The organism is Emticicia oligotrophica DSM 17448 (assembly GCF_000263195.1).
Classification (GTDB): Bacteria; Bacteroidota; Bacteroidia; order Cytophagales; family Spirosomataceae; genus Emticicia; species Emticicia oligotrophica.
In genome coordinates this window covers 3,300,858-3,314,024 of record NC_018748.1, presented here as the reverse complement: position 1 = coordinate 3,314,024, position 13,167 = coordinate 3,300,858, and the positions used below count along the sequence as shown (strand labels likewise).

The window sequence follows — 13,167 nt, the reverse complement described above, 5'->3', positions numbered from 1 at the left end:
ATTTTTTAAGCAAAAACTCTTTTGGAGTAATCTTCTTTCAATTTTTTATAATACCCAGCGGAAGAATACAAACAAAGAAGCAGAAAGCAGTATGGCAACTGGCAAAGTAAGTACCCATGCCAAAAGGATATTTTTGATAGTACCTGCTTGCAAGTTTTTAATACCTTTACTTGCTACCATTGTACCAGCAATACCCGAAGATAATGCGTGAGTAGTACTAACTGGAAGTTTGAACCAAGAAGCTAAACCAATGGTAGTAGCAGCTACTAATTCGGCAGAAGCACCTTGTGCGTAAGTGAGGTGAGACTTTCCGATTTTTTCCCCAACGGTTACAACGATACGTTTCCAACCAATCATTGTTCCAAGACCCAATGACAGAGAAATCATTAAAATAACCCACATTGGAGCGTGGTCAGTGAAACGACGGATACCTTTTTCCTCTTTAGTTGCGAGGTCTTTTAATATTTTTTTGCTATTATCGCTCAATATAATTTCTTCGTCTTCAATCAATTTCTTAGTAGTACTACTAATTGTTAGAAGAGCTTTTCGCACATCTAAAGCATTGGTTTTCTCAACTTTACCACTATCGGCAACAGAATTTAAAAAATTAATACTTTCGTGTATTTTATGAATTTTTTCTTTTTCTGCTGTTGAAGCATGCGTAGTATCTATCAAAGAAATTTGGCTTGAAATAGTAGCCAATTCAGGTTTTAAAGTTTGGAAATCAACCGTTTTGTTAATCGCAAAATAAGTTGGGAGAATACCTATTAAAATGAGCATCACCAAGCCAATACCTTTTTGACCATCATTACGTCCGTGGAAAAAGCTTACTAAAGTACAAGTTGTAATCAATATGGCACGAATCCAAATTGGTGGTACTTCATCTTTATTGGGTTCTTCGAAAACTTGCTTTCTTATTTGCTTATTAAGTAAGCGGCGAAGTGCAAACATTAAAAATACAGCCAACGCAAAGCCTACCATTGGTGATAAGAAGAGTGCTGAAAAAATCTCTCTAGCTTTATCCCAGTTTACGGCTGCAACACCCATTTTGTTGTCTGGTAAAAGAGCGTAGCCCAAACCTACTCCCAAGATTGCCCCGATAAGTGTATGTGAACTTGAGGCTGGAATACCAAAATACCACGTTCCGAAGTTCCAGATAATTGCACTAAATAAAAGTGCTAATACCATGGCTATACTATGATAAACATTTTGGTCGATTAGGAGTTCTACTGGTAAAAGGTTTACGATACTCATTCCAACCCCTACTCCACCGGTGATTACCCCAATAAAGTTAATCAAACCCGACCATACTACTGCTTGCGTTGGTTTCAATGAGTTTGTATAAATAACAGTAGCAACGGCATTGGCAGTATCATGAAAACCATTAATGAATTCAAATGCACAAGCAGCTAAGATGCAGAATGACAGTAGTAAGAAAATGTCGGTTTCTAAGCCAAACATAAATTTTTAGAGTTTAGTTATAAGAATAATTGATTCTATTGGTGTACATAAATTTGCTACAAAATTGAGTAATTTTGATTAATTCAAGAAAAATCCAATGTTATCAAATTGTTAAGACTATAAAGAATTGAGATAATATTTCCACTAAGATTCAATATTTTAAAGTAAAATTTACATTAAATCATGACAAAACCTAATATAATTTCATTAATAGCAGCCATGAGCGAAAATAGAGCCATTGGATTAAATAATGCTTTGCCTTGGGAACCAATTGCTGCCGACTGGGATAACTTGAAAATGGTGAGTAAAGGTAAAAAAATGATTATGGGAAGGAAAAGTTACGATAATCCCCATAGACTTTGGTCAGAAGCTGGCAATTACGTTATCACCCGACAAGAAAATTATGTAGTTGATGAAGGTTTTGAGGTAGTACGTAGTTTAGAAGAAGCCTTTGAAAAATGTAAAAACGAAGCCGAAGTGTTTGTGTTAGGTGGTGAAGAAATCTTCAGGTGGGCAATTCCATATGCCGATAGAATTTATCTGACAATTGTACATGATGAATTTCAAGGAGATGCATTTTTCCCTGAATTTAATGAGTCAGCTTATGAAATTATCGAACGCAAAGAATTTCAAATCGGCGAGAACACCCCCTATCCTATTTCGATTTTAACCTACCAAAAGAAAAGTTAAGCTCTACTTTATAGTGGGGCATTTGCTCATTATTACGGTTCGTTCTAAGGCAATGATTTCAAAAGTTGACATTTTTCCATATTTTTAGGTCAAATTGATTGAAACCTCTATCATGAAACAACCAAAACTCTTTCTTTTAGCATTTGTAAGCTTATTACTTTCTTGTAAGCAGGCCCCACAATACGACCTAATTATAAAAAACGGATTAATTTTCGATGGAAATGGCACTGAGCCTGTACTGACTGATATTGCGATTAAAAGCGATACAATAGCATTTATTGGAAATCTAAAAGGGAAGGCTGCTCTTAAAACTATTGATGCCAATGGAATGGCCGTTGCCCCAGGTTTTGTAAATATGCTTAGCTGGAGCACAGAAAGCTTGATTGAAGATGGACGTTCATTGGGTGAAATCATGCAGGGAGTAACTTTAGAAGTAATGGGAGAAGGTGACTCAATGGGGCCAATGACCGATGCAATGAAGGACTATTCTCAAAAATCACAAGGAAATCTAAAATATGAGATTAAATGGAAAACACTTGGAGAATACCTTGAGTACCTTGAGAAGCGTGGTGTATCAACGAATGTAGCTTCATTTGTAGGTGCCTCAACTGTTAGAGCGATGGAATTGGGCTATGATAATCGCCCTCCAAAAGCAGAAGAACTTGAACGGATGAAAAAACACGTAAAACTCGCCATGGAAGAAGGAGCTATGGGAGTGGCATCGGCATTAATTTATACACCAGGAACTTATGCTGATACGCATGAACTTATCGAATTATCGAAAGTTGCTTCCGAATATGGCGGCATGTATATCTCTCACATGAGAAGCGAAGGAAATAAACTCGAAGAAGCAGTTGAGGAGTTGATTACTATTGCGAAAGAAGCCAACATTCATGCGGAAATTTATCATTTAAAAGCTGCTGGTAAGAATAATTGGTATAAAATTGATAAGGTTATTTCAAAAATTGATAGTGCACGAAAAGCTGGTTTAAATATTTCAGCTGATATGTACAACTATATTGCGGGGGCCACGGGGCTCGATGCCGCAATGCCACCTTGGGTTCAAGAAGGAGGTTTTGACCAGTGGAGTAAGCGATTAAAATCGAGTTCAATTCGAGCAAAAGTTGGTAAAGAAATGAGCACACCTCAAAATGATTGGGAAAATCTTTGCTTAGCTGCAGGTGCCGATAAGACACTTTTAATTGGTTTCAAGCAAGATTCTCTACGCAAATATTTAGGCAAAACCTTAGCGGAAGTAGCTGCCATGAAAAAGAAAACTTGGTACGAAACTGCCATGGACTTAGTTGTGGCGGATGGCTCAAGAGTTGATGTGGTTTATTTCTTGATGAATGAAGATAATATTAAGAAACAAATCCAATTACCTTACATGAGCTTTTGCTCTGATGCAGCTTCCATGAGTGCATCGGGCGTATTTCTGAAGTCGAGTTCTCACCCACGTGCTTACGGAAATTTTGCACGTTTATTGGCAAAATATGTAAGAGAAGAACAAGTCATCACCCTACAAGAAGCTATCAGAAAGCTTACTTCATTGCCTTGTGATAACCTAAAAATTCAGAAAAGAGGTCGTTTAGTTGTTGGAAATTATGCCGATATTGTCATTTTCGACCCTAATAAGATTCAAGATAAAGCTACCTTCGAAAAGCCACATCAGTTAGCAGAAGGAATGCTGCATGTAATTGTCAATGGTAAACAAGTGGTAGAAAACGGGAAACATACAGGTGTAAAATCTGGACGTTTTGTAAAGGGTCCAGGATGGAAAAAACAAAAGACTTCGATATAGTCTACGAGTATCTGCTCGGAAAATTAACTAATTTTGGCTGAAAACTAAAAATACAACTCAAATTGAGTTGCATTTTTAGTTGTTTTAACATTAATGAGACACACGTCAGTGTTTTCACTAATTCATAAATTGTTTTATAAAACAGTCTTAATCTTCAATTCATCCATTTGTTTAGCATCGATGGTTGATGGTGAATCAATCATCATATCACGTCCTGAATTATTTTTAGGGAACGCGATGAAGTCACGTATTGAATCTGCCCCACCGAAGATTGAACACAAACGGTCGAAACCAAAGGCGATACCAGCGTGTGGTGGTGCACCATATTCAAATGCATCCATTAAGAAACCAAATTGTTTTTTAGCTTCTTCTTCGCTGAAACCTAAAATTTCAAACATTTTTTGTTGTAATGGGCGTTGGAAAATACGCACCGAGCCTCCACCAACTTCTGTTCCATTGATAACCATGTCATAGGCGTTTGCTCTCACTGCACCTAAATCAGTCTCTAACAATGGAATATCTTCTGGCTTTGGACTCGTAAACGGATGGTGCATAGCAAACCAACGGTTTTCTTCTTCGCTATACTCCAATAACGGGAAATCTAATACCCAAAGAGCCTTAAACTCATTTGGATTTCTTAAACCTAAACGGCTACCCATTTCCAAACGAAGTTCATTCATTTGCTTACGAGTTTTAGCAGTTTCGCCCGAAAGTACTAAAATCAAGTCTCCTTTCTCAGCACCACAACGCTCTGCCCATACCTTTAAATCTTCTTCTGAATAGAATTTATCAACCGAAGATTTTAAAGTACCATCTGGATTATAACGCACATAAATTAAGCCTTTTGCTCCGATTTGTGGACGTTTCATCCATTCTGTGAGCTCATCAATTTGCTTACGAGTATATTCTGCACATCCTTTTGCATTAATTGCTACTACCAATTCAGCCGCATCAAAAACTTGGAAGCCTTTTCCTTGAACAGCATCGGTCAATTCAACAAACTCCATTCCGAAGCGAGTGTCAGGTTTGTCAGAACCATACAAACGCATCGCATCAGCGTAAGTCATACGTGGTACTTCTGGCATATCAATATTCTTTACTGTTTTGAAGAGATGACGAACTAATCCTTCAAACATTTTTAGAATATCTTCTTGCTCAACAAACGACATTTCACAGTCGATTTGAGTAAACTCAGGCTGACGGTCAGCACGCAAATCTTCATCACGGAAACATTTCACAATTTGGTAGTAACGGTCGAAGCCCGAAACCATCAATAATTGTTTGAATGTTTGTGGCGATTGTGGCAATGCATAAAATTCACCTGGGTTCATTCGGCTCGGCACAACAAAATCACGAGCACCTTCTGGCGTTGATTTAATAAGAACTGGCGTTTCTACCTCAATAAAATCATTGCCATCCATGAAGATACGTGTTTGTTGGGCCATTTTATGACGCAACTGAAGGTTCTGACGTACTGCATTGCGGCGTAAGTCAAGGTAGCGATACTTCATACGAATATCATCACCACCATCTGTATCATCTTGAATCATGAATGGGGGTAACTTCGCAGGGTTCAAGATTTCAAGTGCTGTAACTTTCAATTCTACATCACCCGTGCCGATTTTATCATTTTTTGAAACACGCTCAACTACTTCACCAGTAGCTTGAACCACAAACTCACGTCCAAGTGTACGAGCAGTAGCTATCACATTAGCATCGGTAGTGCTTTCATTTAAAATCAACTGCGTGATTCCATAACGGTCACGAAGGTCGATATAGATAATACCACCTTTATCACGCACAACTTGTACCCAACCGCTGAGTGAAACGGTTTTGTTTACATCAGAAATTCTGAGTTCTCCACACGTATGAGTTCTTAACATTTTTCAGTTTTCTTTATCAATTACAAGACTTTTATATTGATTTTCAATATTACGGCCAATTTTTCTGCAAAAGTAAGGATTTTTACTGAATTGTAGGATAATTTTCCAAATTGTCCTAAGCATTAATAGGAACAATTTAGAAAATCGTTCTACGATCATTTAAAAGCAGGAATTCCAGTAATGGCATTTCCTAATATCAATAGGTGAATATCATGTGTGCCTTCATAAGTAACCACTGATTCAAGATTCATTTGATGACGCATGATTGAGTATTCACCTGTAATTCCCATCCCTCCGTGCATTTGTCTTGCTTCACGGGCTATCTCTAAAGCCATGGCTACATTATTTCTTTTAGCCAAAGAAATTTGAGCTGATGTCGCTTTCCCTTCATTTTTAAGATTACCCAATCTCCAACAAACCAACTGAGCTTTAGTAATTTCGGTGAGCATTTCAGCCAATTTTTTCTGTACTAATTGAAACGAAGCTATTGGTTTGTCAAACTGAATACGCTCCATTGCATACCTTCTAGCCGATTCATAACAATCCATTGCGGCTCCTAATGCTCCCCAAGCAATGCCATAACGAGCATTATCAAGGCAAGACATTGGAGCTTTCAAGCCATCGGCTTCTGGTAAGATATTCGATTTTGGCACTCTCACGTTGTCAAATACCAATTCCCCTGTAATGCTTGCTCTCAATGACCATTTTCCATGAATTTCAGGTGTACTAAAACCTTCCATTCCTCTTTCAACAATTAAACCTTTGATTCGTCCTTGTTCATTTTTCGCCCAAACAACAGCCACATCTGCTCTTGGTGAATTAGAAATCCACATTTTTGAACCATTCAAAATTACATGGTCGCCATCTTCTTTAAAATTTGTAGTCATTCCACTTGGATTTGACCCAAAATCTGGTTCGGTTAAGCCAAAACAACCCAAATATTCGCCACTACCTAGTTTTGGTAAAAACTTCTTTTTTTGTTCTTCGCTTCCATATTTATAAATCGGGAACATCACGAGCGAACCTTGCACTGAAGCAGTAGAACGCATACCTGAATCTCCTCTTTCAATTTCCTGCATCATCAATCCATACGAAATATAATCAAAGCTTTGTCCACCATATTCAAGCGGAATAGTTGGCCCGAAAACACCCATATCACCCATTTTTTTCACGATAAACTCAGGAAATTCGCATCTTTGTGCAGCATCTTCAATGATTGGTGAAATCTCTTTTTTAACAAAATCACGAACTGCCGAGCGAATCATGAGTTGTTCGTCGGTAAATAAATCATCTATTTGATAAAAATCAGGCGATTCAAATTCATCTTTTTTATTTGAGCGTTGGAAAGTTTGTTGAGAAGGAATCATGATATTAAAATCTATGCTTGAAAACTGTGAATAATATTTTGCAAAACAGCGTTTTATTGCTTTACAAAAATATGATTTTGATTATGAAATAAAAAAGGGACTTAGTAATTAAGCCCCTTTTCTATTATATTAATTTATTTGATTTAACTTGCGTTCAATTATTAATCTATTACAAATCAACCATTACTTGATTTTTCAGAATATCTTCCATAGTCTCTCGCTGACGAATGAGATGCGGAATTCCATTATAAATCAAAACTTCGGCTGGGCGGAAACGAGAGTTGTAATTCGATGCCATCGAAAAACCATAAGCTCCTGCATTTTTGATAACCATAATATCACCTTCTTTCGTTATGGGCAATAATCGGTCTTTACCAAAAGTATCGGTCTCGCAAATGTATCCTACAATATCATACATTTCTTTTTCTTCACCATCCAAATTTGAGCCATTGATAATTTCGTGATAGGCGTCATACATCATTGGGCGGATGAGGTGATTTAAACCAGAATCAACACCAATGAAATTACGAGCAGGATTATGTTTTACTACATTGGCACGAACCAATAAATAACCACTTTCACTTACCAAAAACTTACCCGGTTCAAACCAAAGTTCAACTTCACGGCCTAATTTTCCGCAGAATTGGTTGAATACTTTCACCACTTCATTACCCAATTTTTCCATATCCGTCACATGGTCATCTTCTTTATAAGCTACTTTGAAACCAGAGCCTAAATCAATGAATTGAATGTTTGGAAAATATTTGAAAGTTAGGTCAAAAAGCTTTTCGGCTGCCTCAACAATTACATTAGCATTTTTAAAATCCGAACCTGTATGTTGGTGTAAACCCACTACATTAAGGCCATATTTTTGAACAATCGCATTGATTTCCTCAGCTTGCTCTATAGAAATACCAAATTTTGAATCTTTATGCCCCGTAGAAATCTTAAGCGTACCACCCGCCATGATATGTGGGTTAATACGTAAACAAATTGGGTAACGATTACCGTAAGTTTGTCCAAATTTTTCAAGAAGTGGCAATGAATCAAGATTCATTCTTAAGCCCATTTCAACCGCTTCCTGCACTTCCGAAAACGCTACGCCACTTGGTGTATATTGAATTTGGTTGGGTTCGTAGCCCGCCAATAAAGCTAGATGTGCTTCTTGCACTGAAACCACATCAATATCTACCCCATTTTTACGCATCAACTTCATGATGCTCACATTGGTAAGTGCTTTACAAGCGTATTTTATTTTAAGATTTGTACCGGCAAATGCACTTCGCATTTTGGCAATTTGTTCTTCAATTCTATGACCATCATAGACATAAACTGGCGTGCCAAATTGCTCGACTAAAGAATCAACACTGATATTTTGGATAGAAAACATTGGTTCAAATTACGAATGACGGATATTCGTTTATGCTAACGAATATCCGAAAGATTTAATCATTTTAGAATGGCAAATCGTCAGAGTCGCCACCAGCAGATACTGTAAACTCAGGTGCTGGAGAGGTTGGTTGAACTGGCCCAGAAGATTTATAGTTCGGTGCAGGAGCAGCATCTTCCATACCACTAGCCAATTCGATTTTCCATGCCTTTAGGTCAGTGTACCAACGACCATTATATTCACGACTTTCAACATCAAACGATACTACGATTTCATTGCCGATTGTCAAAAATGTTTCATTATGTTTATCGCCCCAAATTGTTAAACAAGCTTTCTTTGGATATTGTCCGTCTGTTTCAATAACAAAATCTTGTTTTTTCCAAGGACCATTTTTTCCTTCACCTGTTTGTGGAGCTAATAAATGAATAAGTTTACCTCTAATTTCCATTGTACGTGTTAAATAAATTTTCACAAAAGTACGCCTAATCTTTGAAAACCGAAAGTAATGAATTTACAGAATATTAATTTATGAATTTGATTTTAAAGCGTAATTTTGAAAAAACTATTATCAACCAATCAAATGAGAAAAACACTTTTACTATTTTCTGCATTTTTCAGTATTAATCTTTTCTCTTTCGCACAGATTCAATCGGGGCCAATGCTTGGGTATTCTGAAATGAAAGAAGTTTTACTTTGGGTACAAACGCAAAAAGAAGCCAATGTCAAGTTTATGTACTGGGACATTGAGAAACCTTCCACAAAATTTTCAACAGATGAAATAAAAACTAATAAATCTGAAGCTTTTGTAGCTAAATTAATCGCTGATAATGTCCTTCCTGGAAAAAGATATGCTTATGAAGTTTATGTAGATAAAAAAAAAGTAGACTTTAATTATCCACTCGAATTTCAAACCCAAAGCCTTTGGCAATGGCGTACTGACCCACCTGCATTTAAGTTTGCAGTAGGAAGTTGTACTTATGTAAATGAAGAGGCCTTCGACCGCCCAGGTAAGCCTTATGGTTCGGAATATGAAATCTTCACAAGTATTTATAAAACTAAACCCGATTTTATGCTCTGGGGAGGTGATAATGTATATTTGAGAGAACCTGATTGGAATACCAAGACGGGTATTTTACACCGATACACTCATACGCGTTCATTGCCCGAAATGCAACCGCTTTTAGCCAATGTACATAACTATGCTATTTGGGATGACCATGATTTTGGGCCGAACGATTCGGACAGAGGATTTGTAAGCAAGCAACAAACTCTTGATGTCTTTAAGCTTTTTTGGGGAAATCTTAATTATGCTTTTGATAAAGAAGGTGTAACTGGTTCATTCCAATGGGCTGATTGTCAGTTCTTTTTATTAGATGACCGCTGGTGGAGAACCCCTAACGACCGCTCAACTGGTTCAAGAGATTATTTTGGTCAGAAACAATTACAGTGGTTGATTGATGCTCTAAAATTCTCAAATGCTCCATTTAAGTTTTTGGTTGTAGGTGGACAAGTCGGGAATCCTGCTAAAATTTTTGAAAACTACGCCAATTACGAAGAAGAAAGAAATCAATTATTTGATTTGATTGCAAAAGAAAAAATACCAGGAGTAATATTTATCAGCGGAGATCGCCATTGGACTTCTCTCTGTAAGGTTGAACGTGCAGGTACTTATCCGTTGTATGACTTGACAGTTTCGGCTCTCACTTCGGGGGCTTCAGCACCAGTAAAAGAAGAAAAAGATGTTTATGTAGAAGGCACGGGTGTTACCAAACACAACTTTGGTTTATTGGAAGTTTCGGGAAAAAGAACTGACCGTGTTCTGAAAATAAATATCATGGATAAAGATGGAAAAGAGGTTTGGAGTAAAGAAATCAAAGCCAGTGAACTAAAATGAGTTGGGCACTTTCAAAAATAACCTTCAAAAAATGGAATCAGGGCTTAGCTTTGATTCCAATATTCTTTTCATTTTTCACATTGGCACAAAAACTTCCCACTGATGGCGATGAAATAATCGACTTTAAGAAACTTCATAAAAACGAGTTGTCTGTCATTATTTTCTTCGACCCTGAATGCCCGATTTGCCAAAAATACACCAAAAACCTAACGGAGTTTGATGAGCAATTTTCCAAAGAAAATATCAAATTATATGTAGTTTATCCTTTTAAGCCGATTGATAAAAATGTTCTTGCCGAATTTCGAGAAGAATATCGTTTTAAACTTCCTATCATTTATGACTCCAAACGCCAACTTCTCAAGAAATTAAATGCCAACTTTACTCCAGAAGTTTTTTTAGTAGATAAACGTAACAAAATACGTTACCACGGTGCAATTGATAATTGGTTTTATGGTTTAGGAAGAAATCGAGCTGCCCCAACAGAATTTTATTTATTAGATGCCATTTCTGCACTAAAGAATCATCAAAAAATTAAGAAAAAATACATCGAACCAGTAGGCTGTGGTCTTTAATTCTGTTCGATATTTTCATCTCCTTCTTTGTAATCAAGGTAATATAAAACCAAATTTAGCATTTCATCTTTCGTACCCCAACCATAGCCAATTTCTCGTGGTGGATTGTAAGGATTTTCAGGATTTTCTACGGAATTATCATAAGAGGCTTCAACAATAAAAGTTGTACCCGCAGGAATTTTCAAGAGTTTTTTGAACTGATAAGTCATTTGCCAATTAAATTCCCAACTATCAATCTTTACTAAATTTACAACTTCCCCATCGGGAGTGATTGCAAATGCCCTAAAAGTTTTACCAATTAAGTGCATGTGTGGTAATACCGAAATCAAAGACATCGGTTTATCAATTTTTTTCGAAATAAAGAAAGTAGCTTTTTCGCCAGCTTTAATTAAAAAAGGCTTATTCGAAATATCATTTTCACGCAAAATAAAGTTTTTCACTTCTCTCTCAATCGGCTCTTTAGCAAAATACAATTCAATTTCTGATTGGTCAGTATCTGGAATTGGCGATGGTGCATAGTGCATATTTAGTAAAAAATCAGATTGGGCATTGAGCCTAATTCCAGTACCTTTTGGAAATTGAATTTTATCATTTCCTGGTACCCATCCGTACAGAAACTCATCTTTTAAGGCTGTTTTTTGAAACTCATAAATGCGGGAATCAGTTTCTGACAATCCATCTATTTCCCGCATCGAGTTGGTTGTATCAACCATCAATCGGCTATGGTGAACCACTTTTTTATTGCCCGGTTTGAAACCAATACCTGTAATATATTGGCTAATAGTTGTATTACTTGGTAAATTAAAAAACCTAAAATCTTCAACATTTTCACCCAAAACCTGATATGGTTTATTCATTTTTAGTATTAAATCAGGTTTAGTTTCTTCTTTCTGTGTAGAAATATTAATTGAGGAGTTTTTCTTTACGCCTTCTTTTAATCCACCTTCTATCCATAACTTTATTTTGGTAATTTCCCCAACCGTTAAACTTCTTTCATTCAAATAAGCTTGAAATTTCCTATCAGCAGGAAATGGTGGCATATAGCGTGTTTCTGTTACACGTGCAATAAACTTCGCACGCTTTGCTACATCTTCGTAGCTAATCAAATTAAAAGGCCCAACTTTATTTGGTTGATGACAAGGCGTACAATTCTTATGAATAATTGGGGCAATATGCTCATAAAAATTAATCTCACTCACTTGTTGGGCTTTCAAGTCAACAAATGAAAGTAAAATTATTACAGATAAAAATAGGTATTTTTTCGTCCACATAAAATACAAACAGAAAGAGCAGACCAATGATGCGGTCTGCTCTTCCAAAGATATGAAATTTGAAATCAAATTCTTATTATCTTACACTAAATGCAATTTGGCAGTTTGAGTTCGCTTCAGAAACTGAAGTTGGGTCAGCACAAATTGAATCAGGATTCCAAGTATTAAATATCTGACCATCAGTAGTGTAAAGAACCCAAGTAATTATGAATGAGTCAGCTGATACTGCACCATAAGTAGCTGTTTCTGCTGGTCTCAACCACTCACCTGTAGGTCTTGGTCTTGCTGGGTTAGAAAATACATTTACAGCATTTACTTTGTCATACTTTACTGAAGCAGTTTTGTATGCATCAAAAATTTGCTGAGGTGTAATACTGAAGTTATTCCATTTACGATTTGGTTGTGGAGAACTGATTGTTGTAATCAATTTACCTTTACCATTACCACTTAAATCAGCAACTTTAGGGTTACCATCTGGGTCATTGTATGACTCCAACATTCTCACGTAAATTTCAATTTTGTTTACAGTAAGCTTATTATCTAATGAAACCCAACGAGTTTTAAAATCAACTTTGGCCGAACCTTGACCAGTTTTAGGGAAGTTTCTTGCGTTATCAACTTCATAAGGTTGAGGTCTTGCAAGAAGATTTCCATTAAAATTAATTCCATCAAATACAGTGAACGCATGAACTCCTGGAAGGAACGTCGGCAACGGATTCAATGATTCATCTCTACATGCACTAATGGCAAATAGTAGAGCACTAACTATTGTCAAACTTAATATTTTTTTCATTTTAAATACTGTTTTAAAGTTTTTAATGAGATTTTGATTCAAGAT

At 36.5% G+C, this 13,167-nt stretch carries 11 protein-coding genes; 4 read left to right on the top strand and 7 right to left on the bottom strand.

Annotated features, from left to right (window positions below; genetic code table 11):
• Positions 1-45 precede the first annotated feature (45 nt).
• On the bottom strand, positions 46-1,461 hold the full coding sequence (locus EMTOL_RS13710) for an inorganic phosphate transporter (protein ID WP_015029901.1): 1,416 nt from the start codon (positions 1,459-1,461) through the stop codon (positions 46-48).
• A gap of 183 nt (positions 1,462-1,644) precedes the next feature.
• Between EMTOL_RS13710 and EMTOL_RS13705 the strand changes: the two genes are divergently transcribed.
• Positions 1,645-2,151, top strand: a complete 507-nt coding sequence (locus EMTOL_RS13705; RefSeq protein WP_015029900.1) for a dihydrofolate reductase — start codon at positions 1,645-1,647, stop codon at positions 2,149-2,151.
• A 112-nt stretch (positions 2,152-2,263) separates the two neighbouring features.
• Entirely contained in the window at positions 2,264-3,952 is a 1,689-nt protein-coding gene (locus tag EMTOL_RS13700; RefSeq protein WP_015029899.1) for an N-acyl-D-amino-acid deacylase family protein, read from the top strand.
• Positions 3,953-4,086: 134 nt separating this feature from the next.
• On the opposite strand, the gene aspS is transcribed toward EMTOL_RS13700, so the two are convergent.
• The 4 genes from aspS to EMTOL_RS13680 all read right to left on the bottom strand — a co-directional run bounded on the left by aspS (position 4,087) and on the right by EMTOL_RS13680 (position 9,040).
• Positions 4,087-5,835, bottom strand: coding sequence for an aspartate--tRNA ligase (aspS, locus tag EMTOL_RS13695; protein WP_015029898.1), 1,749 nt, complete (start codon positions 5,833-5,835; stop codon positions 4,087-4,089).
• Between the two features lie 155 nt (positions 5,836-5,990).
• Entirely contained in the window at positions 5,991-7,202 is a 1,212-nt protein-coding gene (locus EMTOL_RS13690; protein ID WP_015029896.1) for an acyl-CoA dehydrogenase family protein, read from the bottom strand.
• Positions 7,203-7,371: 169 nt separating this feature from the next.
• Positions 7,372-8,592: a diaminopimelate decarboxylase gene (gene lysA, locus EMTOL_RS13685; RefSeq protein ID WP_015029895.1), complete on the bottom strand. Its 1,221-nt coding sequence runs from the start codon at positions 8,590-8,592 to the stop codon at positions 7,372-7,374.
• Between the two features lie 64 nt (positions 8,593-8,656).
• Complete coding sequence (locus EMTOL_RS13680; protein ID WP_015029894.1) at positions 8,657-9,040, bottom strand: DUF3127 domain-containing protein; 384 nt, start codon at positions 9,038-9,040, stop codon at positions 8,657-8,659.
• Between the two features lie 132 nt (positions 9,041-9,172).
• Here EMTOL_RS13680 and EMTOL_RS13675 point away from each other — a divergent pair, with 132 nt between their 5' ends.
• Positions 9,173-10,486 (top strand): alkaline phosphatase D family protein, encoded by a 1,314-nt coding sequence (locus EMTOL_RS13675; protein ID WP_015029893.1) that lies wholly within the window; start codon positions 9,173-9,175, stop codon positions 10,484-10,486.
• Complete coding sequence (locus tag EMTOL_RS21840; RefSeq protein ID WP_015029892.1) at positions 10,483-11,058, top strand: redoxin domain-containing protein; 576 nt, start codon at positions 10,483-10,485, stop codon at positions 11,056-11,058. The genes EMTOL_RS13675 and EMTOL_RS21840 overlap by 4 nt, the downstream gene beginning before the upstream one ends.
• Here EMTOL_RS21840 and EMTOL_RS13665 read toward each other — a convergent pair.
• Together EMTOL_RS13665 and EMTOL_RS13660 are read right to left on the bottom strand one after the other, a co-directional pair.
• On the bottom strand, positions 11,055-12,257 hold the full coding sequence (locus EMTOL_RS13665; protein WP_305953242.1) for a monooxygenase: 1,203 nt from the start codon (positions 12,255-12,257) through the stop codon (positions 11,055-11,057). The genes EMTOL_RS21840 and EMTOL_RS13665 overlap by 4 nt on opposite strands.
• 148 nt (positions 12,258-12,405) lie before the next feature.
• A complete protein-coding gene (locus EMTOL_RS13660; protein WP_015029890.1) occupies positions 12,406-13,122 on the bottom strand; it encodes a hypothetical protein in 717 nt (238 codons plus the stop codon).
• Positions 13,123-13,167: the final 45 nt, after the last annotated feature.

What these genes read in the sequence shown, in the direction of transcription:
- EMTOL_RS13690 (WP_015029896.1), bottom strand. Translation starts at nt 7,202, where the DNA reads ATGATTCCTTCTCAACAAACTTTCCAACGCTCAAATAAAAAAGATGAA.
- aspS (WP_015029898.1), bottom strand. Translation starts at nt 5,835, where the DNA reads ATGTTAAGAACTCATACGTGTGGAGAACTCAGAATTTCTGATGTAAAC.
- lysA (WP_015029895.1), bottom strand. Translation starts at nt 8,592, where the DNA reads ATGTTTTCTATCCAAAATATCAGTGTTGATTCTTTAGTCGAGCAATTT.
- EMTOL_RS13710 (WP_015029901.1), bottom strand. Translation starts at nt 1,461, where the DNA reads ATGTTTGGCTTAGAAACCGACATTTTCTTACTACTGTCATTCTGCATC.
- EMTOL_RS21840 (WP_015029892.1), top strand. Translation starts at nt 10,483, where the DNA reads ATGAGTTGGGCACTTTCAAAAATAACCTTCAAAAAATGGAATCAGGGC.
- EMTOL_RS13675 (WP_015029893.1), top strand. Translation starts at nt 9,173, where the DNA reads ATGAGAAAAACACTTTTACTATTTTCTGCATTTTTCAGTATTAATCTT.
- EMTOL_RS13680 (WP_015029894.1), bottom strand. Translation starts at nt 9,040, where the DNA reads ATGGAAATTAGAGGTAAACTTATTCATTTATTAGCTCCACAAACAGGT.
- EMTOL_RS13705 (WP_015029900.1), top strand. Translation starts at nt 1,645, where the DNA reads ATGACAAAACCTAATATAATTTCATTAATAGCAGCCATGAGCGAAAAT.
- EMTOL_RS13660 (WP_015029890.1), bottom strand. Translation starts at nt 13,122, where the DNA reads ATGAAAAAAATATTAAGTTTGACAATAGTTAGTGCTCTACTATTTGCC.
- EMTOL_RS13700 (WP_015029899.1), top strand. Translation starts at nt 2,264, where the DNA reads ATGAAACAACCAAAACTCTTTCTTTTAGCATTTGTAAGCTTATTACTT.